This window comes from Candidatus Formimonas warabiya (genome assembly GCF_002777255.1).
GTDB classification, from domain to species: domain Bacteria; phylum Bacillota; class Dehalobacteriia; order Dehalobacteriales; family Dehalobacteriaceae; genus Formimonas; species Formimonas warabiya.
Genome location: NZ_CP017634.1, coordinates 6,271,789 through 6,294,576 on the forward strand (window position 1 = coordinate 6,271,789; position 22,788 = coordinate 6,294,576).

Consider the following 22,788-nt stretch of genomic DNA (forward strand, 5'->3'; position numbering starts at 1 on the left):
GATCGGAACCGTGTCCTGAATTAGGATGCGATTCAAAATATGGGCAAAAAAGTTTGATCAGGAAAAATGGACTTAAAGACAGCGAGTTTTTCGCTGTTTTTTTTATGCCGTGCCGAGAGGGTTTTATAAAAAAAGAGCTAATTAATATCCATGTTTAGGATGTTATTTCAAAATGGGTTGTCAACAGAAAGGGGACGGGAATAATTTGAGAATTACGGATTTTACCAGCAAGGCCTTCATTGTACTCCCCTCCGATGGAAAACTCGGTGAAATACAAGAAAAAATCATCATGGAAGACGGGCAAAAGGTGATAGTTACGGACAAGGAAAAAATAGTGAAAGTTTATTCCGGCTGGGATCTGCTGAAGCAAATGAGCTTGCCCGCACAACGGGACCGAAGCCTGGGCGCTTTGGGCGGGGGAGAAGACTTTTTCCTCGTGGATGAAGAATCTGCCCCGGAAGATTTGTGTCAAGTGCCGGAAACTCAGGTCCTGGTAGTCACCAGAAACCGTCGTCCGGTGGGCGTCATTAACGATGCCGGCCTTTTCGTGAAGGTTTTAAATTACCGGCCCCGCCCCCATCATCCTGCTGTTGACTACCAGGAGATCGTAGAATGCTTGGAAGAAGAAATTTTTGTCACGGATGAGAAAGGTTGTATCTGTTTTCTCAATCCCCAGGCGGAAAGCATCTGCGGCGTCAAAGCCGCTGATGTGGTTGGGAAGCATGTTACCGACTTGGAAAGAGAAAAAATCATTTCTTCCAGTATTAGTCTGGAAGTGATTCGGGCGAAGAAAAAAGTAAATATATTGCAGAAGCTAAAATCGGGGAAAACCGTTCTGGCCACGGGAGTTCCCATTTTTGATACCAGCGGGAAAATGCTTCGGGTCTTAATTACCTCCAAAGATGTACAGGAAATTAATAAACTGATGGAGGAAATTGAAAGAAAGAATACGGAAATAGAGAGAAAGAACAAACAATTTAATGCCCTGCGGGAAGGAATATTCGCCCAGGACAATTTTGTGTGCAGAAGTCCCAAAATGAATAACATCAAAGAAATGATCAAACGGATTGCCAGTACGGATATGACGGTTTCCATTCAGGGGGAGTCAGGCGTAGGGAAGGAAGTTGTGGCGAAACTGATCCATAATTTAAGCCCGAGAAATAGTCATTCTTTGGTAAAAATTAATTGTGGGGCGATTCCGGAAAACCTGTTGGAGTCTGAATTGTTCGGATATGAAAGCGGCGCTTTTACGGGAGCAAGTAAAGGCGGGAAATTGGGGAAAATTGAACTGGCCCAGCAGGGCACCTTATTTTTGGATGAAATCGGCGAGATGCCCCTCTTGCTCCAGGTAAAACTTTTAGAATTCTTACAGGACCGGGAGATCATCCGGGTGGGAGGGACGAAGAAAATAAAAGTTGATACCAGGGTGATTACGGCCACCAATCGTAATTTGGAACAAATGGTCCGGGAAGGACGTTTCCGGCAGGATCTATTTTATCGCCTCAATGTTTTTCCCATCCTGGTCCCGCCCCTAAGAGAGCGGCGGGAGGATATTCCTGCTCTGGCAGAATACTTTTTAGAAAGATTTAATAATAAGTATCAAATGCACAAAAGATTTGTCCCGGAAGTGATCAAGGCCTTCTCGGAATATAACTGGCCCGGTAATGTGCGGGAATTGGAGCATGTGGTAGAACGGGCTACTTTAGTCAATTATGCCGATACCATCGGTTATGAAAACGTTTGTGACAATTTTAATGCCGGATCTGTGAACGAGTCCCGGGTTATTTGCACCAACCTGATGCCTTTAAAAGAAGCAAAAAAAGAATTAGAGACCCAGCTGGTGCAACGGGCTTATGAGATTTACCATTCTACGTATAAAGCGGCAAAAATACTTCAGGTCGATCAGTCGACCATTGTCCGGCTTTTAAAAAAAGGTAAATAGAAAAGGGGGCTGTTCCAAAAAAATAAGGAATGGCCCTTTGCTTTTAAAAAAATCCCACCGGTGTTTCTTGCGTTCGGTGCCTAAATAGGAAGAGATGATGGTTTTTTGCATTGGTCAATGTAATTTCCCATCATCTTTTTATTTTGATTAGGGACACTTTGTTTGCCGCCGGGAATCATCTTTTAATGCAAATATCCATTGGTCCGGCCCCGGACTTATTTTGGCCTGGCCCGGCAAGAACTGCCCTGGGGGCCTTTCTTTGTTGGCACAGGCCGTAATTTTCCGGCCTCAGCCTGCCTGAAAGATGAGCGGTCTTGTTTTGGCATGTATATTGCTTATCTCTTAGGTTGATTGGTTTTCGAATATACCATCTGCTTGGTATAGAGCCATTCTTCAACGATGGCAATCAACGGAGACTTTCCAATGGCATATCACTCCGATGGTGGCTCGGGCCAGCAATACTTTTTCGGGGAGGGGATCGTGTATGATCAGAAATTTGTGAGTCATTTGAATAGAATCCCATTTATCCAAACGATACAGGATTGGCAGTGCTGATGGCCGCAGTCCTGAAAACCAGTCATGCTTGGGGAAAATGCACATCCATGAGTACTATTATAATCAACAAGGAGGATAAATTTATGAATAGTATCAAAAAGTGGCTGGCCCTTTTTGCCCTCTCCTTTGGTTATGCATCTGCGTTTACTGTTCCTTATGCTAAATATATTTTTTATGATCCGATGATGTCAGCTCTGAACTGCACAAATTTTCAATTAGGAGCAATGCTTTCCGTTTATGCTTTCGTCAACCTGTTTACCTATATCCCCGGAGGTTGGCTGGCGGACCGCTTTTCTGCCCGAAAAATTATTACGATATCGATGATCGCGCAAGGAATCATTACCATTTGGTTTGCCCTATCCATGAGTCTTACGGTAGGCTGGATTGTCTGGTGTCTCTTTCCCTTAACCGGCACTTTTGCATACTGGGCCGCGGTTTTAAAGGGTGTGCGACTGCTGGGGAGCAAAGAAGAGCAGGGCAAAATATTCGGATTCTTTGAATCCTTGGTGGGACTATCTAATGTCATTATCAGTACCATCGCTCTGGGGATCTTTGCCTGGTATCTGGACCAGGTTGCCGGTTTTAAAACAGTGATTATCGTTTATGCCGGCTTCAATATTCTGGCGGGAATACTTACCTGGTTCTTATATGAAGATTACATGACGGAAACGATTAGTGAAAGACCGAAAGTCGGTGTTAAAGAAGTACTGGCGGCGTTAAAGAGCCCGTTAGTCTGGCTGGTTGGTGTTATCGTCCTTACAACTTATGGGTTATACGTAGGGTTAACCTATCTTACTCCTTACTTAACGGCTGTGGTGGGGGTTACCGTTACCTTCTCGGGAGCCCTGGCGATTATCAGAACTCATGGTGTGAAGCTATTGAGCGGCCCTGCTACCGGTTATGTAGTAGATAAAATCAAATCGGCCAGTAAAATCTTAATTTGGGGAAATATGATCGTGATCGGCTTTCTGGTGGTGTTCCTAAACTTACCCGCAAAACCCGCTGTGGTGATGGTGATGGTTTTGATGCTGCTGGTGGCTTTCGTAGGAGCCGGCATGAAGGGTGTGATGTGGTCTACCGTCGAAGAATCAAAGATTCCCCGCTATTATTCCGGTATTGCCATTGGCATCGCTTCCATCGTTGGGTATCTGGCCGATATGTATATGGGTCCCCTGTTTGGCTACTGGCTGGATGCTTATGGAAACGCAGGCTACAACTATATGTTTGCCTGGTTGATTGGCCAGAGTATTGTAGGCGGTTTGGCCGCCGTGGGGATTTTAGTTCTGAAACGCAAACCTTCTTTAGAAGATACTGAGGATATTTCCGTCACAGGATAAAAAGGAGATAGTGCTTTCTCTTAAATAAAGCAAACTGGCGTTAAGAAATAAAAGGTTTCATAGCGGCAGTTTGCTCCGCTATTATAGGCTTAGTAGCCCATTCTAGATAAATGGTATTAAAAATCAACACCACGACAAATAAATAAAGCTTTACTGATAGAAGGGAGGGAACTGTTTTAAGCTTTAACTTAATCTTAAATTCATGGAGGTGACAGAAAGTGGGTCGAAATTTAAAGGCAGGATACCACCGGCAGGATGGATTTGGTCTAAATATGTTTTCCGATGATGAATTATACGCCATCCATTGTGCCACTTTAGATGTTTTGAAAAACTCCGGAATCAGGATCTTAAGCAAGGAAGCCCAAGATATTTATGATGGCGGAGGGGCCATCGTAGACCGGAAAAACAATATCGTCAAAATTCCCCCCTACATGGTGGAAGATGCCATTCAAAGCGCTCCCAGTACCCTTTTACTGGCGGGTCGGAACCCCAAAAATGACATCGTATTGGAAGCAAATCGAACGGGATTTACCAATTTTGGGGAAGGCATTATGATCATTGATCCATACACAAAAGCCTATCGACGTACCACAAAGAAAGATGTAGGGGATGTAGCCCGTGTTTGTGACGCCTTGGATGCCATTGATGTTCATGAAAGAGCAGTTTCGGCTCAAGATGTGCCGGCAGCGGTAGCCCCCCTGCACGAGGTTGAGATTAATCTGACCAATACGTCTAAACATCTCTTCCAGGGCTGCGGTGGGGCCAAAAACCTGCGCAAAGTAGTGGAAATGGCCGCTGCAGTAGTCGGAGGTAAAGATAAATTAAGAGAACGGCCCATATACAGTTGTATTACCTGCCCGGTAAGCCCTCTGCAGTTAGTTCCCGAAAGCACGGAAGTAATTATTGAGTGTGCCCGGCTGGGCGTTCCCATTAATATTTTGTCCATGGCTTTAGCCGGCGGGACATCGGCGGTGACACTGGCAGGCACTCTTGTTACCCATAATGCAGAAGTGTTAGGCGGCATTGTCCTAAATCAACTGACGAGTAAAGGAGCGCCGGTGATTTACGGAAGCTCTACCACCATGATGGATTTAAAATATACCACCTCTCCGGTAGGATGTCCTGAATTGGGCATGATTAATGCCGCGGTAGCCAAGCTGGCGCAGTATTATTTACTTCCCAGCTGGGTAGCCGGAGGGTAGGCGGACAGTAAAGTCCCGGATGCCCAGGCGGCTCATGAGAAGACGATTACCGCAATTTTACCGGCATTAGCGGGAGCCAATTTAATCTACGGGCTGGGCATGCTGGAATTGGGCATGACCATGGATTACGCCCAATTGGTCATGGACAATGAAATTGCCCGCATGATTAAGCAAGCGGTGGGAGGAATTGATGTTACCGATGAGGATTTGGCTGTGGATGTCATCAAGCAGGTAGGTGCCGCTGGTGAATTCGTCAGTCATGAACACACCTTCCATCATTTCCGGAGAGTCCAATCGACCACCCGGCTCATAGACCGGAGGATGCGGGAGGCCTGGCTCGCTGACGGGGCAAAAGACTTTACCCAGCGGGCATATGAACAGGCCATCGATATTTTGGAGAACTATAAACCTGACCCCCTGCCGGCGGGAGCAGCCGAAACCTTCCGGGCAATTATTGAAGAAGCGGAAAAGGAATACGGCGTAAAAAAGAAATAGTGGCGAAGCTAAGCATGAAATGATATAAAAAAATGGAGGAGGTTGATGATAATGGCAAAAGAAGAAATCTTAAAGGATTTAGCCGAGGCAGTCGTTGACGGCGATGAGGAAAAGGTGGCAGAGGTAACCAATCTGGCAGTTGCACAAGGGATTGAGCCTCTGGAGATCATTAATGGAGGATTGACCAGGGGTATCGAAATTGTGGGGCAGAATTTTGCGGCGGGAAAATTCTATTTGCCCGATTTATTATTGGGGGCTAAATCGATGGAAGCAGGAATCAAAATTTTAGAGCCTCTTTTAGCGGGGAAAAACAGAGATTTTTTGGGAAAAGTGCTCATGGGTACGGTAGAAGGCGACTTGCATGAGATTGGAAAAAATATTGTGATCATGATGCTCAAAACCTCGGGCTTTGAGGTTTTGGATCTGGGCATAGATGTGCCGGCAAAGAAATTTATTGAGAAAATTAAGGAGCAAAGGCCGGATATCGTTGGGATTTCGGCCCTGCTTACGACAACCGTGGCCAGACAAAAGGAAATCATTGAACTTCTGGAAGAAGAAGGCTTGAGGAAGTCGGTTAAGGTGATGATCGGAGGAGCGCCCATTAACCAGGCCTGGGCCGACAAAATTGGTGCGGACGGTTATGCGGAAGACGCTACGGTAGCAGTTGAGGTGGCAAAAAAGCTGATGGGAAAAACTCATTAAATTTATAAATAAAGGGGGAGTGAGCACATGAGATTCGACTTTTTTTCCGACGAAGAATTGATGCAAGTTCATGAAGCGACATTAAAAATATTGGGAACGATCGGGATTCATACTTTATCCGAGCGGTTTAAAAAGTTGCTCCTGGAAAATGGTTGTCTGGAAGAAGGAGACCGGATCCTTTTTCCGCAGACGGTGATCGAGAAAGCGCTGAAAACGGTTCCGGCGGCTTTTAATATCTATGACCGCAATGGCCGTTGTGCTTTGGAAATGGGCAAATTAAAAGCATATACCCATACCTGTGTAGGTACGCCGTCTATTATGGACCTTGACACTGGAGAAAGACGGGATTGTTATCTTAAGGATTTAGCGGAATTTTCCCGGGTTACCGATGCCCTGGAATTTATCGACGTGATTTCCCCGGTTTTCCCGCGAGATGTCCCCCAGGATGTTATTGTGACTGTGGAAACGGCTACCATGCTGCGCAATACGATTAAACCCATGCGCATTTGTGCCGAATCCAGCCATGAAATGAAGTCAATTCTAGGAGTTTTGGCGGCTGTGGCCGGAGGGGAAACTGCTATGCGGGAAAAACCCGTAGCCTATATTGAAGTTTCCTCGATAAGTCCTCTGGAATATGGCTTGCACCCTGCGGAAGCCTTAATTGATATCGTAGAAGCCGGGATGCCTTTGGGCATTGTTCCCTGCCCCATGATGGGATCTACCGGCCCTATGACACTGGTTGGTTCTGTGGCGCAGCATAATGCGGAAATTCTTGCCGGTGTGGTGGCCAGCCAGATGGTAAAATCAGGGGCACCGGTGGTAATGTCTCCCCGGGTCACTTTTATGGATATGAAATCTGGCGTCGGCTTGTGGGCCATGCCGGAAATGGGCCTGGCCGCAGCGGCTTCCATTCAATTATCCAAATATTATCACATCCCTTCCACTGCTGTCGGCTATTCCGGAGCGGCCAAGATCGCAGGAACCCAGAGCGGGTACGAGCATTTATATAATGCTTTACTGCCTGCCCTGGTCGGCACGGATATTATCGGTGCTGCCGGTTCTTTGGACAATTGTTTGGCTTCCTGCCTAATCATGCTGGTGATTGACAATGAACTTGCTTCGGTCGTGCAGCGAACGATTAAGGGCGTTACCGTCTCGGAAGATACCTTAGCGGTAGAAGTGATTAGAGATGTGGTTAATAGTAAAGGCAATTTCCTGACCCATAAACATACCAGGAAGTTCCTGAGAGCAGGGGAATTGTGGGTTCCGCCTCTGGGAGACAGACAGACCTTCGAGAAGTGGGCGGCAAAAGGAGAAACATTAGAAGATGCGGCGAAACGGAAAGCGAAAGAAATTCTTGCTACCCACCAGGTGGAACCGCTCCATGATGAGGTTAATAAAGAAATTGACCGGATTATTTCGGCAGCCCAGGAGAACTAGTACCTTTTCGGATCATCCTGACAGGATGTTTCTACGGTAAAAAGAACAACCAGCAGAACGGCTTCGCTTTCTGCTGGTTTGTTCCCCTTTTCTTCTAGAATTTGGGGAAGTTAACAAGCAATTTTTCACCGTCCAGGAAAGGCGGGTGTTTATGAATACATTGGAAAAAGTGATCAACAAAGCACTATCTCACCAGAAATTGTCCTTTGCGGAGATTATATTTCTCTTAAATCTGCAGGACAGCACAGAGCTGGATATGCTTTTTGAGGCTGCCCGAAGGGCACGGCAGGAATATTTTCAGCGAAAGATATTTTTATATGGCTTTTTATATTTTTCCACCTGGTGCCGCAACAATTGTACTTTTTGTTATTTTCGGCGCGCGAATCAGAAAAGCCAGCGTTATCGAAAAAGCAACGCAGAAACCGTAGAAGCCGCCTGCCAACTGGCTGAATCGGGTGTGCACCTGATTGATTTAACTTTAGGAGAAGATCCCCTCTTTTATTACCAGGAGAATGGGTTTGAAAAATTGTCGGCGCTGGTCAAGCTGGTGAAGCAAAAGACCGGTTTTCCCATCATGGTGTCACCTGGGGTCGTACCGGGGGATGCTCTGACTCTGTTTCAAGCGGCGGGGGCAGATTGGTTTGCTTGTTATCAGGAGACCCATAATCCTGAATTATTCTCCCGGTTAAGACTGGATCAAAGCTATTCCGCCCGGATGGAAAGCAAAAGGCTGGCTCAAAGGGCAGGGCTGCTGGTGGAAGAGGGAATCATGGTGGGAATCGGGGAATCGATTGCCGATATTACCAGCTCTGTGCAAAATATGGAGGACCTGGGGGCCCAGCAAATCCGGGTGATGAGTTTCGTTCCTCAGGCAGGAACCCCGTTGGCAGCCTGTTCTATGCCTTCCCGGATCAGAGAACTGGTGGTGATTGCCGTTTTTCGCCTGCTATTTCCGGATCGCCTCATACCGGCATCCTTGGATATAGACGGTGTGGAAGGCTTGCAAGCCAGACTGAACGCGGGGGCTAATGTGATTACCTCTTTGATCCCCCCTCAGTTGGGTCTGGCCGGAGTAGCACAAAGCTGTAAAGATATTAATGAAGGATACCGGACGGTGCAGGGAGTTTTACCTATCTTGGATCAAATGGGATTAAGAGCGGCAAGCTTGGAGGAATACCAAAGCTTTATCACTGCTGAAAAAGAGAAATTAAGAAAGCGTCAGATTAAAGCCGGGTGATGAGATGAAGATCGTGATCGTGGGGGGAAAATTGCCCGGGATAGAAGCCGCCTATTTGGCCCATCAGGCCGGTTGGGAAGTGATTTTAATTGATAAAGATCCTGGTGCACCGGCAACGGGTATGTGCGACAAATTTTTTCAACTGGATATTCATGAGGAAGGAAAGAGATTTGTCCAAATCGCTCAGGAAGCAGATTTGGTGATTCCTGCTTTACAGGATCAAAGAACATTGGATAGCCTGGTCGGGTTGGCAGGCCAATGTAAATGTCCCATGATTTTTGACCGGTTCTGCTATTCTATCACTTCCTCCAGATTAAAGTCCCATATTCTTTTCCAGCACCACGAAATTCCCGCACCCGGTCATTGGCCTCAGTGTGACCTGCCGGTGATGGTGAGACCTGCGGGCTTTAAAGAGAAAAGCCGGCTCATATCCACCCAAAGTGGATTAACCGGATTTTTGGATAAAAATCAGGCCCAGCGAGAGGAATTGGTGATTCAGCAATTTTTAAAGGGAGATTATTATTCTCTTGAAGTGATTGGATGCCAAGGCATATATCGTACTTTACAAGTAACTGATTTAGACATGGATCGGTGTTTTGATTGCAAACGTGTATCTGCTCCCACTAAATTAACCTATGAACACCAGCAAGAATTTTGCAGTTTGGGCGAAAAGATGGGTGCGATGATTAATTTGGAGGGAATAGCCAATATTCAAGTAGTTGATCATCAGGGAACACTCAAGGTGCTGGGGATTACCGCTAAATTGCCCAGCGAGACTCCTATTGTCGTATATAAATCAACGGGCTTGAACATGTTAGTCCTTTTGGATGGTGTTTATCGACGAGGCATAATGGATACCGTTTTGACTTTTGGGGATGCCAGGGCTGTGATATCCGAGTACGTGAAAGTAACATCTCAAAGGATGGAGACGATTGGCAAGCACAAAATACCGGACCGGGGCCCCATGTTTTTACACCAAAACTTTTTTGGGGCGGAAGAGGCGATCACGAATTATCGGCCGGGACAGAGTTCTTGGGTGGCCAGGCTGATTCATACGGGAAGCGACGTGGCCGAAGTCCGGATGAAGCGCATGAAAACGATCGAAACGATGCAAAAACAATTCAAAATTCCCTGTTTTGTGGATGCAGCACCGAAAAATGTGCACGAGATGCCCCAAAGAGCAAATAACCGGAAATAAAAGGAGGATCTTCATGCTGATTGTTGGAGAATTAATTAATACGAGCCGGAAAGCGATTAACGAACTAGTGGAAAAACGGGATGGGGAAGGAATTAAGAAGATTGCTATTGACCAGTTGGAAGCAGGCGCCAATTATATTGATGTGAATTGCGGCACCCAGGTTTTTAACGAAATTGAAACCATGGAATGGTTAGTGAATACAGTCCAGGAAGCGGTACAGGCTCCCTTGTGTCTGGATAGTCCTAATCCTCAAGCCATTGAAGCGGGCTTGGCTTTGGCCCGGTATGGCCAGCCCATGATCAATTCGATTACTGGAGAAAAAGAGCGCTTTGAGCAGATTCTTCCTCTGGTCTTAAAGTATCAGGCAAAAATTATGGCTTTGTGTATGGACGATCATGGTATGCCCAATACCGGAACGGAACGAATGAAAGTAGCCCGGGCGTTGCACGGGAGATTGACAGAAGCCGGTGTCCCGGAGGAGAATATTTACTTTGATCCGCTGGTAAAACCAATCAGTGTGGGCAACAATGCGGGAATTGAAGTGCTGGATACAGTTGATCTTATTACGAAAGAGTTTCCCCAGGTACATAAAATCTGCGGGTTAAGTAATATTTCTTTTGGACTTCCCAACAGAGCGGTATTGAACCGGCTTTTCATGGTTCTCACCATGGGCAGGGGAATGGATGGTTACATCTTGAATCCTCTTGATAAAACAATGATGGGATTTGTTTACGGCGCCCAGGCATTGCTGGCGCAAGATGCTTTCTGCATGGGTTACCTTACTGCCCATAGAAAAGGCATGTATCAGGAATAAAAATGGCTGATTCAGAATATTTCTGCTTGTATTTATAATGGCAATTTGAGCAGCGTCCGTTTCGCTGCTTTTTCTTTAGAACGAAAAAGATTTCTGGAGCATTTTGATAGTTTGATTACTCTGCTCCATTCATGACGAACCCATCTTTCTTAATTTTAAGATTCTTCCTATCTCCAGCACATTCTCAATTGTATACAACATATATTTAGAAATAATGTATACAATAGAAACAAGAATTACAATCCACAAATAAAGTGATAAAATATAGATTATATATAGACAAAATTATATCTGACTGTTATAATAACCGCAAGATTATCATAAAAATAAATTATAGTGTACTGTATACAAATAAGGGAGGGAACCCGAATGTCTCAAATGATTTTACATAGGGACAGATGCAAAGCATGTCGTTATTGCATCAAGGCATGCCCGAAAAATGCCCTATCGGAGTCAGACGAATTCAATAAAAAGGGCTATCAGCCTGTTGTTGTCGATGAAGAAAAATGTGTCCAGTGCGGCTCTTGTTATATTATTTGCCCGGACTATGTGTTTGAGATTGCCGAATAGGAGGAGAACAGATGGCGAAGGAATTATGGAAGGGAAATGAAGCATTGGCTGAAGCGGCGGTGCGGGCGGGGTGCCGGATCTTTGCCGGCTATCCCATTACGCCGCAAAGTGAGATTTTAGAATATTTGTCGTGGAGAATGCCGGAGGTGGGGGGGACTTTCGTCCAGACCGAATCGGAAATTGCCGGCATTTCCATGGTTTATGGCGCTGCAGCGACGGGCTTTCGGGCCCTGACCAGCTCTTCCGGCCCGGGTTTTACCCTGAAACAAGAAGGTATTTCTTATATTGCCTCGGCAGAGTTGCCTTGTGTCGTGGTGGACGTGGCCAGATATGGCAGCGGTCTGGGCGATATATACCAGGCCCAGGGGGATTACTTCCAAGCTGTGAAAGGGGGCGGCCACGGGGACTACCGGGTTCTGGTTTATGCCCCGGCCTCCGTGCAGGAAAATGCCGACCTCACTTATTTGGCCTTTGATAAGGCGGAGCAATATTTAAACCCTGTGCTGATATTATCTGACGGGGCGATTGGACAAATGATGGAAGCGGTTGAATTGCCTCCGTGCAAAACCCATGATCCGGATCGGTTCCCCTGGGCCATGACCGGCAACAAAAGCGGCAAGCACAAACAGGTAACGACCCGGTTTTATTATGACCAAAATGGGGACATCAAAGCCTATGAGGCTTATCTGAGAGATAAATATCGCGCCATGGGGGAACAGGAACAGCGCTGGGAAGCGGTGCAGGTTGAGGACGCAGAGGTTTTATTGGTCGGTTACGGAATTAGCGCGAGAATATGTAAAGAAGCTGTCCACCTGGCCAGGAAATCCCGTATTAAATTGGGGCTGATCCGGCCGGTGACCTTATTTCCTTTTCCCACAAAGGCTTTTGCACAACTGCCGGATTCCATAAAAGGGATTTTATCCGTAGAGATGAGCTGCCTGGGTCAATTGATAGAGGACGTGGCGTTGGCAACAAAATGTGCCGTCCCGGCTTATTCCTTCTTAAGCGGGGGCGCTGTTCCGGAAACGGAGGATATCCTCGAGGCAGTGAAGGATATCCTCCGGGATACCAGGAAGGCGGTGTACTAAATGCAAAAAATTCTTCCCAAAACGATCATTGAGGACAGTAAATATTGCCCTGGGTGCGGACACGGCATTATCACCAGACTGGTGGGAGAAGTATTAGAAGAATTAAAACTGGAAAGTGACGCCTTATGTGCCATTGCAGTGGGCTGCGCCTGCTGGCTGATGGATACCTTCGGCGTTGATCAGATCCAGGCTCCCCATGGCCGGGCGGCAGCTGTCGCTGCGGGTCTGAAACGGTGCCGGCCCGAAAAGGCGGTGTTTACCTATCAGGGCGACGGCGACGCCTCTGCCATTGGTTTGTCTGAAACGATCTGGGCGGCGGCAAGAAATGAAAAAATAGTCGTCATTTATGTCAATAACGGTGTGTTCGGCATGACCGGCGGCCAAATGGCCCCTACCACCCTGGAGGGGCAAAAAACCACCACCAGTATCTATGGCCGGGATGTAAACTTAACCGGCAAACCGCTGAAAGTGCTTGAGATGCTAAAAACGCTCGATATCGCTTATCTGGCCCGGGGAGCGGTGACCAGTGTGGGGGAAATTAATAAGACCAAAAAATATCTGAAAAATGCCTTTCAAGCCCAAATGAATGCGGCAGGGTATTCCTTTGTGGAAATCCTTTCACCCTGTCCCACCAACTGGAACCTGACGCCCCTTCAGTCCATCGCCAGAATAGAAAAAGATGTTTTGCCCGTTTATCCCCTTGGGGAGTACATGAAGCGAGGTGAAAAATAAATGGCCACCAATATTGTTTGTGCCGGTTTTGGGGGCCAGGGCGTTCTAACCGCAGGGTTGATTCTGGCCAAGATCAGCGTTGACGCCGGGAAGAATGTCACCTGGATTCCTTCATATGGATCGGAAATGCGCGGCGGCACGGCCAACTGCCATATTAAGATCAGCGACGAAGAGATTGCCAGCCCCTTTGTGAGAGACATTGATGTGCTCATTGCCCTGAATGAGCTGGCGGTAGACAAATTTGAAGGCAAGGTAAAAGCCGGCGGCTTCATGATTGTAAACAGCTCCATCGTGTGCGGGAAGGAATTCCGCAAAGATATTGATATCGTTCCTGTCCCTGTTACGGAAGTGGCGGCGAAGGCTGCCAATCCGAGAGGGGCCAACCTGGCCATGCTGGGCGCTTTTGTGGAAAAAACCAAGTTATTTGAGAAAGAATTTTTTGCCCAAGGGATTGATGATTTTTTTGCCGGAAAAGGAAAAGTAAATCCGGCCAATGCCAAGTGCTTTTATTTAGGCTGTGCCTTGTGCCACGAAAATCAATAAAGGGAGGGAACCTAATGGATATCGTAAAACTCTTAAAACCTCAAACCGTGGCAATTATAGGGGCCAGCGAAAAGGAGGGCACCTTTGGCGGGGATATTTGTACCAATATTAAAAAATATGGAAAGTTGGAAAAGACCTTTTTCGTCAATCCGAAATGGGAAAGCGTGCACGGGAAAAAGTGCTATCGGTCGGTTGATGAGATCCCCGGCGATGTGGATGTGGTGATTATCTGTACGCCTAAAAAAACGGTCAACGACCTACTCCGGCAGGCTGGGGCCAAAGGCTGCCGGGGAGCTGTGGTTTTTGCCAGCGGTTATTCTGAAGTAGGCAATAGGGAAGGCAAAGAGGACGAAAAGAAGTTAATAGATTTATGTCAAGAGCTGGATATTGCCTTGATGGGGCCCAACTGTGCCGGATTTATCAATTATCGGGACGGGGTGGTGGGCTTTCCCTTTATCTCTCAAGACCGGGACAGGAAAGGAAATGTGGGATTGGTTGCCCAAAGCGGCCAACTGTGCCTGTCTTTGATGGAAAGCCCCAATATTAAGTTTTCTTATGTGATTTCTGCGGGAAATAGCCCCGTGATCACCATTGAGGACTACCTGGATTTCTTGGTAGAAGACGCAGATACCAAGGTCGTCAGCGCCTATTTTGAAGGATTGCACAATCCGAAAAAGTTTGCAGAAGTATTAAAAAAAGCCGCCCTCAAAAGAAAGCCGGTGGTTGTCTTGAAAACGGGCAGATCGGTAAAGGGCAGCCAAATCGCGGCGTCCCATACGGGGAGTATGTCGGGGGCGGATGAGGTATTTGATGCCGTGTTTAGAAAATTCGGGGTGATCCGTGTGAAGGATATGGAAGAATTGCTGGCGGCATCTGTCTTGTTCTCAGTATTAGACCAATACCCGGCCAAGGACACTTTTGCCGCCATGAATCTGTCCGGGGGAGAGACGGGGATTTGTGCCGATGTGGGCTATCTGCATCAGATTAAGTTCCCGGACTTTACCCGGGATACGAATGCCAAATTGGTGGAGATGTTACCTTATTATGCCACGCCGAACAATCCTTTGGATACCACGACCACCTTATCCTACGACAGTGATCTTTATGCAAAGGCCCTGCGCACCGTGATGGATGACCCCCAGATCGGTATGGTGTTGATCGGGTATACGCTGCTCTTGGATATTGCCGACCCGGCCATTTATTATATCACGGAAGCCATTGAAAAGGTGATTGCCCAGGGAAATGCCAAACCCATTGCCATTATTCCCTTTGTGGAGAACACCCGAAATCAGGAATACCTGGATAAACTGGAGAATCTTCATGTGCCCATCTTGCCTCCTACCAATTATGCATTTTCCATCTTGAACTATTTAGCTGATTTTGTGAACTATCGTACGGAAGAGAGGGCATGGGAACTGGCCTTGCCCGACACCGCAGCCACTAACCTGCCCCTACAGGCTCTTTCTGAGCATGCCAGCAAAGAATTGTTCAAGAAATATGGGGTGCCGGTGACGCGAGAGGTGATTGTTACCAGTGCACAAGAAGCAGCAAGGGCGGCAAAAGATATCGGCTATCCTGTGGTGATGAAAGTGGAATCGGCTGAAATCCTACATAAATCGGATATGGGCGGCGTTATGTTAGGCATCCGGGATGATGTTGCTGCCGGGGAAGCCTTCCGCCGGATTATGGACAATGCGAGAAAACATAAACCGGAGGCCAAAGTAAATGGTGTATTAATTCAAGAAATGCTCCCCGAGGGTTTGGAAATGATCCTGGGTGTGCATAATGACCCCCAATTCGGTCCGGTCGTATTATGCGGTTTGGGCGGCGTCTTTGTGGAAGTATTTAAAGATGTATCCTTGTCTCCTGCGCCCCTTAATTCGTGTGAAGCCTTAGCCATGCTTCAGTCACTAAAGGCCTTTCCCTTGTTTAATGGGTATCGGGGGCGGAATGTCCTTGACATAGAAGCTCTGGCCCAAACGATCGTAAAAATTGCCCGTTTTGCCGCTGATCACAAAAATACCTTAAGCCAATTGGACATCAACCCTTTGATGGTATATCCCAAAGGCAAAGGTGTCTGCGCGGTAGATGCTTTGATCATTAACAGGCAGCAAGAGGATTAAGCCTTTGGGCGGTGACTCAGAAAAATAGCTAGAAAGGAGTGTTTCCACTGGAGAAGAGTAATTTAGAAATAGTGCTCAAAAAACTAAGGGGTGTGGTGGGCGAGAAGGATGTGTTAACGAAAAAAACGGACCTGACCGCCTACCGGGATTCCGTTCATTTGTCCGGCCCCCCGCCGTCGGCGGTTGTTTTCCCCAAGAATACGGCAGAGGTTTCAGAAGTGCTAAAGATTCTTTCTCACTATGGAGTCCCCGTTATTGCCAGGGGGGCGGGAACCAACCTGTGCGGCGATACCCTCTCCCAAGGGGTAACTGTGATTCTGGAAATGGCGAAAATGGATCGCATATGGGAAGTAAACATCTTAGATCGCTATATTGCGGTGGAGCCTGGGGTGTCCAATATGGCCGTACAAAAAGCGCTGGAGCCCCACGGATACTTTTTTGCCCCGGACCCGGCCAGTTTCGGCGTGGCCACCATCGGGGGAAATATTGGGGAAAACGCTGGGGGCATGCGTTGCGTGAAATATGGTGTCACCACCGATAATGTGATCGGCTTGGAGATGGTGTTAAGCGACGGACAGGTGATTTTGTCCCATGGCCCTGTGCAGGCTGGTGCCGGATATGATTTGACGGGCCTGATGCATGGTTCGGAAGGAACCTTTGGCGTCATAACGAAAGCGTGGCTGAAAATTATCAAACTGCCTGAGGAAGTGAAGACGCTGGTGGCGGTCTTTCCTACCTTGGAGGATGCTGTAACAACCGTATCTCAAATCATGGGGCGGGGAATGATTCCCAGCGCTCTGGAGATCATTGATCACCTGGCCATTCAAGCCTTAGAAGAAACCATGCCCTTGGGCTATCCCCTGGATGCCGAAGCGGTGCTTCTCATAGAAGTAGACGGTTTTGCCGGAACTTTGGATGGGCAGGTACAAAGAATTGTTTCCATTTGTAATGAAAGCAAGGCATCGGAAATCAGAGTTGCAAAAACAGAAAAAGAAAGGCAAACCCTCTGGCTGGGGCGGCGGGAGGCCTTGAATTGCTTTGTCAGTAAAAGACCTACCTATGCCCAGGAGGATGTGGCGGTTCCGCGCACGAGACTTCCGGAAATGCTCAATATCATCAAACAAATAGGCGGGAAATATGCTTTGGTCATTGCCAGTGTCTGTCATGCCGGGGATGGAAATTTTCACCCCACCATTATCTACGACGACCATGATGAGGAGGAAACCAAGCGGGCCCACTTGGGCTTTAGCGAGATGATGGAACATGCCATAGAGCTGGGGGGGACGATTACCGGGGAACATGGGGTGGGGATAGAAAAACTAAAAGGAATGAATTTACTCTTTTCCCGGGAGGAATTGAGCTTCATGTGGCGGCTCAAACTCGCCTTGGATCCCAAGAAAATATTAAATCCCGGCAAGGTAATTCCGGAGAATATTTCCCAGATGCCGACGGAGCGTACGGAACAGATCTCCGGCACCCTCAGTGAGGATTTTCGCAGAGATCAATATGCACAGGAACTGGAAATTGCTAAAATCGGGGGCATACATTTTGATCAGGAAACAAGAAAAGCCTATTCCCTGAACGATCATCAACCCTGGTGTGTGATCAGGCCCGAAAGTGTTGAGCAAATAGCAACGATGGTAAGGCTGGCACATCGATATGATATCAAAATCGTACCGTGGGGGAAAGGAACAAAGGTATCCCTAGGCACTTACGGTAAGCCCTATGATGTGATTGCCGAACTGAGCAATCTGAATCAGGTCATAGAAATTGACGGGGAAAATCTCACTGCTACGGTAGAAGCGGGTGTAGAATTGAACGTCTTTCAAGAGATGTTGCATCAAAAAGGCTATATGCTGCCGGTAAATCCTTTGGAAAAAGGTTCTCCCACCCTGGGGGGGATCGTTGCCGCTAACAGCACCGGAAGTTTAAGACTCAAATATGGCACCTTAAAAAATCTGGTCTTGGGTTTGGAAGTTGTTACGGCCGATGGAAAAAACATTCACTATGGGGGCAAGATGATCAAGAATGTGGCGGGATACGATGTGCGCAAACTCTTTGTAGGATCCTGGGGCACACTGGGTATTATCACCAAAATTACGGTAAAAATTTTTCCCTTACCGGGAAAAGCGCTGCATCGAACCTATGTGTCGGAAAATTACCAGGCCTTCATCGATTTTATTTTTTCCGTACAACAGAAGGATCTGGCCCTCACTAGCTTTGATCTTGCCGTTCATGACCAAAAACACTATGTGAATCTTGGCATCAGCGGTCAAGCGGAATCGGTAGACCGGCAGTTAAAAATGCTCAATGAACTGGTAAACAAGGAAGTAGCCTTATGGGAAGAAGACGAAGACCCCGATTATATTCCCGGCAGAGCATTCTATGACAAATATATTCCGCCTGACGGCGACAACAAAGCGGTGCTAAAAAGTTCTCTGCGCTTCTCCGATCTTCCCGGCTGGATGGAAAAGGTGCTGAGATTTCGCCATAGAGGAAAAGTATCCCTCTATGGGGATGGGGCGAGCGGTCTCTTATATGCCGCCTTCTCCGGGGACAAAAAAGACCTGGCCGATTTTATCACGGAGATGGGAGCCGATTTTAGAAAATCATTTGTTTTTGGCACCCATACCTTAGAAGCCGACCCGGGCATTTGCATCTGGGAGGGAAATAAGCCGAAAGATTTTGCCGGCCTGCGTTTGAAGGAAATGCTGGACCCCAAAAAAATCTTCAGCCCGGACAGAACATTAGGAGGGCTAGCGATATGAAAGATTTACAGTGGATTCATGAAAACGCTTCTAAGTGCGCCAAATGCGGGGATTGTCAATCTGTCTGCCCCATATACCGGGAAACAAAGCGGGAAGGATCGGTAGCGAGAGGGAGGCTGGCTATGCTGCGTTTCGCCGCCGCAGGAGAATTGCCCTTTGATGAAGAACTAAAAGACGGCATCTATGAATGCTTAATGTGCGGAAGCTGTGCGGCCAACTGCTCTTCCGCCGTTCCGGTCACCGATATTTTATATAGCGCCAAAGAAATATTTGCCGCACGAAAAACACCTTTGATTCAACGTGTAATGTTTCATCATTTTCTCCCTTATCCCAGACGGCTGGTCTTAACCAACCGGCTGTTAAAAATTTACCAAAATGCCGGATTGCGTTCCCTGCTGAGAAAAAGCGGTCTGATCAATATGCTGGGACCGCTCGCCAAAGCGGAAGATTTTATCCCCCGCATCAGTGCCACCTTTCGCGACCAACAAGGAAGCCTGGAATCGAATCCCAATCACCCTAAATGGAAAGTGGGCTTTTTTTTAGGCTGCGCCACCAACCTCCTGAAACCCGCGCAGGCCATGGCTGCCGTGAACATATTGAGAAAAATGGCATGCCAGGTGGAAATACCGGAAACCTTTTGCTGCGGGTTGCCGGCACTGACCTATGGCCAAAGCGAAATAGTCAGAGCATTGGCCAAAAAAAATATTGACATATTCTTGCAGAACAGATATGAATATATTGTGTCAGACTGTGTCAGCTGCACCAGTCAGCTGAAGGACTATGCCAAATTGTTTGAACGTACCGACCCTTATTATGAAAAGGCCTTGTGTTTATCCACGAAAGTAGTAGATTTTGCCCAACTGCTCTCCAAGATGGATCACGGCAAGAGCCTGTTTTACGAGAATCAAACTGTCACTTATCACGTGCCTTGCCATATGGCCCGGGGGCTGAAAGCGGGGCAGGAGCCGGTAGAAGTATTAAAATCCATTGCCGGAATCAATTTTGTCCCGTTGCCTGAAGAGGATGCGTGTTGTGGCGCTGCCGGCTCCTATCTGGCAACCCACCCGGAATTATCGCTGGCGGTATTGGAAAGGAAAATGGAGCATATTCGGACAACCGGCGCCTCCATCGTCGTTACCAGCTGCCCTGAGTGTGTGATGCAGTTGGAACGCGGCGCCAGGTTGTTTCATGTGCCGGTAAAAGTGAAACATTTAGCGGAAATGGTGCTGGAGGCCTCTCGGTGAAGTGTTTGAGCCTGGCAAGTAGATGGGAATTTCACTCCTTTTAAAAATAGTGTTTGGATTCTTGCTTGCGAAAGAAAACGGAGAAACCATGATCTTTGTTTATCTATCATTTTAATGATAAACTATGAATAATCTCAGCATTTGTCCGCGGTTGATGAACCTTTTTTGAAATATCTGCAGCCAACAAATCATACTGCTATATGGCAAGAACATAGGGCTATTTTTACATTGGAGGGAAAGATGAGATGAATACCAGGCTACTCAAAGATGAAATTTTCGATTTGCTGGCGTCCAAAATACAGTCGGGTGATTTATTGCCCAATCAGAGAATTACCGAGGAGTCTCTGGCCAATGAAATGGGCATTAGTCGTACACCTGTCCGAGAGGCGCTCATTAGGCTGGCAGCAGATAATTTACTGGTGAAAATACCGCGCAAGGGATTTTTTATCAAGGATTTTACCAAAAAGGAAAAATTAGAAAAATATGAAATCATGGGAGCTTTAGATGGCCTGGTGGGCTCTCTGGCCGCTACCCGGCTTTCCGACGAGGATATTTTGCGCATGGAGGAATTGGTTGAGTTGATTGACGTGTGCATTAAATATCGAAATTGGACCAAATATCAGGCCTTGGTCGCGGAGTTCCATGACGCGTACACAAAAAAATGTGGCAATGATTCCTTGATTAAGCTGGTGCGCTCCCTGCAATTTAATTTTGTTCCTAATAAATATATCAGTAATGATGATGAAAAACTTGCCGAACTGCAAACGAATCTGAACAATGATCATCGGGAATTGATCAAGTGTTTTATGAATAGAGATGCTGCCGCCGCAGAGATGGTGTTGAGAAAGCATTGGAAAACAGATGAGAATTATATCTGATGCCCGAAGTGTTAATTTACGCCTCTTGGATGACAAGTAAAAATAACGTAAGAGGTGTTAAAAATGCAAGTACAGGATTTTGCTCTTGCCATCGAAGGACTAAAGGATATTACCTTCCCGCGATTTGTGAAAATCAGGCAAAGATTTAACAGAATCAAGGTAGGAAATATTCCGGATCAGGTCCATCGGGAATTTTCTAAAACACCGGTGGCCACCGGGATTCCCCATGGATGCCGGGTTGCGGTAGCCGTAGGGAGCCGGGGCATTGCCAATATTCAAGAAATCGTAAGGGCTGTTGTGGGCGAGCTAAAAAAGCTGGGCGCCATCCCGGTGATTGTACCGGCCATGGGAAGTCACGGGGGAGGAACTGCCGAAGGGCAACGGGAAGTACTGGCCGGCTATGGAATTACACCGGACGAAGTGGGGGCTTCGATCCATTCTTCTCAGGATGTGGTTCAGGTAGGTGAGATCAATGGTCAACCGGTCTATTATGATCACTTTGCCTTCCATTCGGATGCTGTGGTATTGATAAATCGGGTGAAACCCCATACGGATTTTAAGGGCCCGATTGAGAGCGGCTTAATCAAGATGATGGTGATTGGCCTGGGAAACCATGCGGGGGCATCCTCTATTCATCGCCAGGGCTTTGAGAACTTTCGCCAGTTAATTCCGAAAGTTGGGGAGATTATTTTGGCCCATACCCCACCTACGATTGGTGTAGCTGTCCTGGAAAACGCCTATGAAGAAACCGCGATCATTGAGGCGGTGCCTGGAGCGGATATATGGAAAAGAGAACCGGAGCTCTTGAAAACAGCGAAGCAACTGATGCCTAGATTGCCCCTTGATGCGATAGATGTCCTGATTGTGAATGAGATGGGTAAGGATATCAGCGGCGCCGGCATGGACAACAATATTATCGGGCGAGTGGAAGGTTTTGATGAAGTTCCTTCCATAGGAAAAATTATGGTGCTGGATTTGACTGAACGTACCCATGGGAATGCATGCGGGATGGGATACATTGATGTTACGACTACCAAGATGATCTCGAAAATAGATTTTAAGGTGACATTCACCAATGATATCGCCAGTGGCTCCATGGAAAAAATTCCCCCTTTTTTAAATTCCGAAAAGGAGGCTCTGCAAGTCGCTTTAATCACAAGCAGGGTTCGTCCTGAGAAGTCTAAAATCATCAGAATAAAAAACACCTTAGAGTTGAGCGAGATGATTGTTTCTGAGCCCTGCTTACCGGGATTAACGGGAGAAAATATGGAGATTCTGGGCGCACCGTTTTCTTTGGCGTTCGATGAAAAGGATAACCTGCTATGAACCATCATGCTGCTTTTCTTCTCATGTAGTGTTATGATGAGGAACCGTCTAAAGAAGGAGATATCTCTCTTTAACTTCTAAAAAGTTATGTTGAGCTAGCTCCTTTTTCGTTTTTGCACGGGTATTCATGATAAATACCTCGTCTCAATATTTTCCCCATCTTTACTTTTTAAGTGTATGATTTTGTTTCATTCACGTTGCTTTCGCATCGCAAGGGATGTGGGCTTTCTTTGTATCCTTTAAAATAGTTATTTCCCAGGCAATGCAAATTTACGTTAAGTAATGAAAATTTACATCGTGTGAGAAAGATAACAAATACGCGGGGCCTGACCCGAACTCAGGGTTTCTCTGGCCAAAAGTAATGTAAATTTACATCGCGCCTTTTCTCCCTCCCTTTTGCCCGCTTGCCTGTGGGCTGGTACAAAAGGTGGCAGGATATTTGCTGATAAATAGTGGTTAAAAAGTCCCTACTATCTGCTGCCTCAACCCATCCCCCTTCCGGTGGGTTTCCCGGGAACAATATGTTTGGAAAGCGAAGAGGACTACAGTATAAAGAGATTATTCCATAATGGGGAAAGGAGTTTGAAAATCAGA

The 22,788-nt window shown here is 47.0% G+C and carries 16 protein-coding genes and 1 pseudogene; all 17 read left to right on the top strand.

Annotated elements, in window-relative coordinates:
- The first annotated feature begins 172 nt into the window (after nt 1-172).
- The 17 genes and pseudogenes from DCMF_RS28280 (at nt 173) to DCMF_RS28365 (ending at nt 22,194) form a co-directional block, all read left to right on the top strand.
- On the top strand, nt 173-1,942 hold the full coding sequence (locus tag DCMF_RS28280; RefSeq protein WP_236860143.1) for a sigma-54 interaction domain-containing protein: 1,770 nt from the start codon (nt 173-175) through the stop codon (nt 1,940-1,942).
- A gap of 638 nt (nt 1,943-2,580) precedes the next feature.
- Nucleotides 2,581-3,834 carry an MFS transporter gene (locus DCMF_RS28285; RefSeq protein ID WP_148137548.1) on the top strand — a complete coding sequence of 418 codons (1,254 nt, stop codon included), beginning with the start codon at nt 2,581-2,583 and terminating at the stop codon, nt 3,832-3,834.
- 272 nt (nt 3,835-4,106) lie between these two features.
- Nucleotides 4,107-5,531, top strand: a pseudogene (mttB, locus tag DCMF_RS29935) ([trimethylamine--corrinoid protein] Co-methyltransferase).
- Nucleotides 5,532-5,582: 51 nt separating this feature from the next.
- Nucleotides 5,583-6,233 (top strand): corrinoid protein, encoded by a 651-nt coding sequence (locus DCMF_RS28300; protein WP_148137551.1) that lies wholly within the window; start codon nt 5,583-5,585, stop codon nt 6,231-6,233.
- A 27-nt stretch (nt 6,234-6,260) separates the two neighbouring features.
- On the top strand, nt 6,261-7,673 hold the full coding sequence (locus DCMF_RS28305; RefSeq protein WP_148137552.1) for a trimethylamine methyltransferase family protein: 1,413 nt from the start codon (nt 6,261-6,263) through the stop codon (nt 7,671-7,673).
- 151 nt (nt 7,674-7,824) lie between these two features.
- Entirely contained in the window at nt 7,825-8,910 is a 1,086-nt protein-coding gene (pylB, locus tag DCMF_RS28310) for a methylornithine synthase PylB (protein ID WP_148137553.1), read from the top strand.
- A gap of 4 nt (nt 8,911-8,914) precedes the next feature.
- Nucleotides 8,915-10,108 carry a 3-methylornithine--L-lysine ligase PylC gene (gene pylC, locus DCMF_RS28315; protein WP_148137554.1) on the top strand — a complete coding sequence of 398 codons (1,194 nt, stop codon included), beginning with the start codon at nt 8,915-8,917 and terminating at the stop codon, nt 10,106-10,108.
- Between the two features lie 13 nt (nt 10,109-10,121).
- Complete coding sequence (locus DCMF_RS28320) at nt 10,122-10,922, top strand: methyltetrahydrofolate cobalamin methyltransferase (protein WP_148137555.1); 801 nt, start codon at nt 10,122-10,124, stop codon at nt 10,920-10,922.
- Nucleotides 10,923-11,291: 369 nt separating this feature from the next.
- The gene (locus DCMF_RS28325) at nt 11,292-11,492 is read left to right on the top strand and encodes a 4Fe-4S binding protein (RefSeq protein ID WP_148137556.1); all 201 of its coding nucleotides are present in this window, start codon (nt 11,292-11,294) and stop codon (nt 11,490-11,492) included.
- Between the two features lie 11 nt (nt 11,493-11,503).
- A complete protein-coding gene (gene vorB / locus DCMF_RS28330; RefSeq protein WP_148137557.1) occupies nt 11,504-12,580 on the top strand; it encodes a 3-methyl-2-oxobutanoate dehydrogenase subunit VorB in 1,077 nt (358 codons plus the stop codon).
- A complete protein-coding gene (locus DCMF_RS28335; RefSeq protein ID WP_148137558.1) occupies nt 12,581-13,312 on the top strand; it encodes a thiamine pyrophosphate-dependent enzyme in 732 nt (243 codons plus the stop codon). It begins immediately after the preceding gene.
- The gene (locus tag DCMF_RS28340) at nt 13,313-13,855 is read left to right on the top strand and encodes a 2-oxoacid:acceptor oxidoreductase family protein (RefSeq protein WP_148137559.1); all 543 of its coding nucleotides are present in this window, start codon (nt 13,313-13,315) and stop codon (nt 13,853-13,855) included. It begins immediately after the preceding gene.
- Nucleotides 13,856-13,869: 14 nt separating this feature from the next.
- A complete protein-coding gene (locus DCMF_RS28345; RefSeq protein ID WP_148137560.1) occupies nt 13,870-15,978 on the top strand; it encodes an acetate--CoA ligase family protein in 2,109 nt (702 codons plus the stop codon).
- A 71-nt stretch (nt 15,979-16,049) separates the two neighbouring features.
- Complete coding sequence (locus tag DCMF_RS28350) at nt 16,050-18,746, top strand: FAD-binding oxidoreductase (RefSeq protein WP_214658969.1); 2,697 nt, start codon at nt 16,050-16,052, stop codon at nt 18,744-18,746.
- The gene (locus DCMF_RS28355; RefSeq protein ID WP_148137562.1) at nt 18,743-19,990 is read left to right on the top strand and encodes a (Fe-S)-binding protein; all 1,248 of its coding nucleotides are present in this window, start codon (nt 18,743-18,745) and stop codon (nt 19,988-19,990) included. Before DCMF_RS28350 ends, DCMF_RS28355 begins: the two co-directional genes overlap by 4 nt.
- A gap of 245 nt (nt 19,991-20,235) precedes the next feature.
- Nucleotides 20,236-20,868 (top strand): GntR family transcriptional regulator, encoded by a 633-nt coding sequence (locus DCMF_RS28360; RefSeq protein WP_148137563.1) that lies wholly within the window; start codon nt 20,236-20,238, stop codon nt 20,866-20,868.
- A 63-nt stretch (nt 20,869-20,931) separates the two neighbouring features.
- The gene (locus DCMF_RS28365; RefSeq protein ID WP_148137564.1) at nt 20,932-22,194 is read left to right on the top strand and encodes a nickel pincer cofactor-dependent isomerase, group 22; all 1,263 of its coding nucleotides are present in this window, start codon (nt 20,932-20,934) and stop codon (nt 22,192-22,194) included.
- Nucleotides 22,195-22,788: the final 594 nt, after the last annotated feature.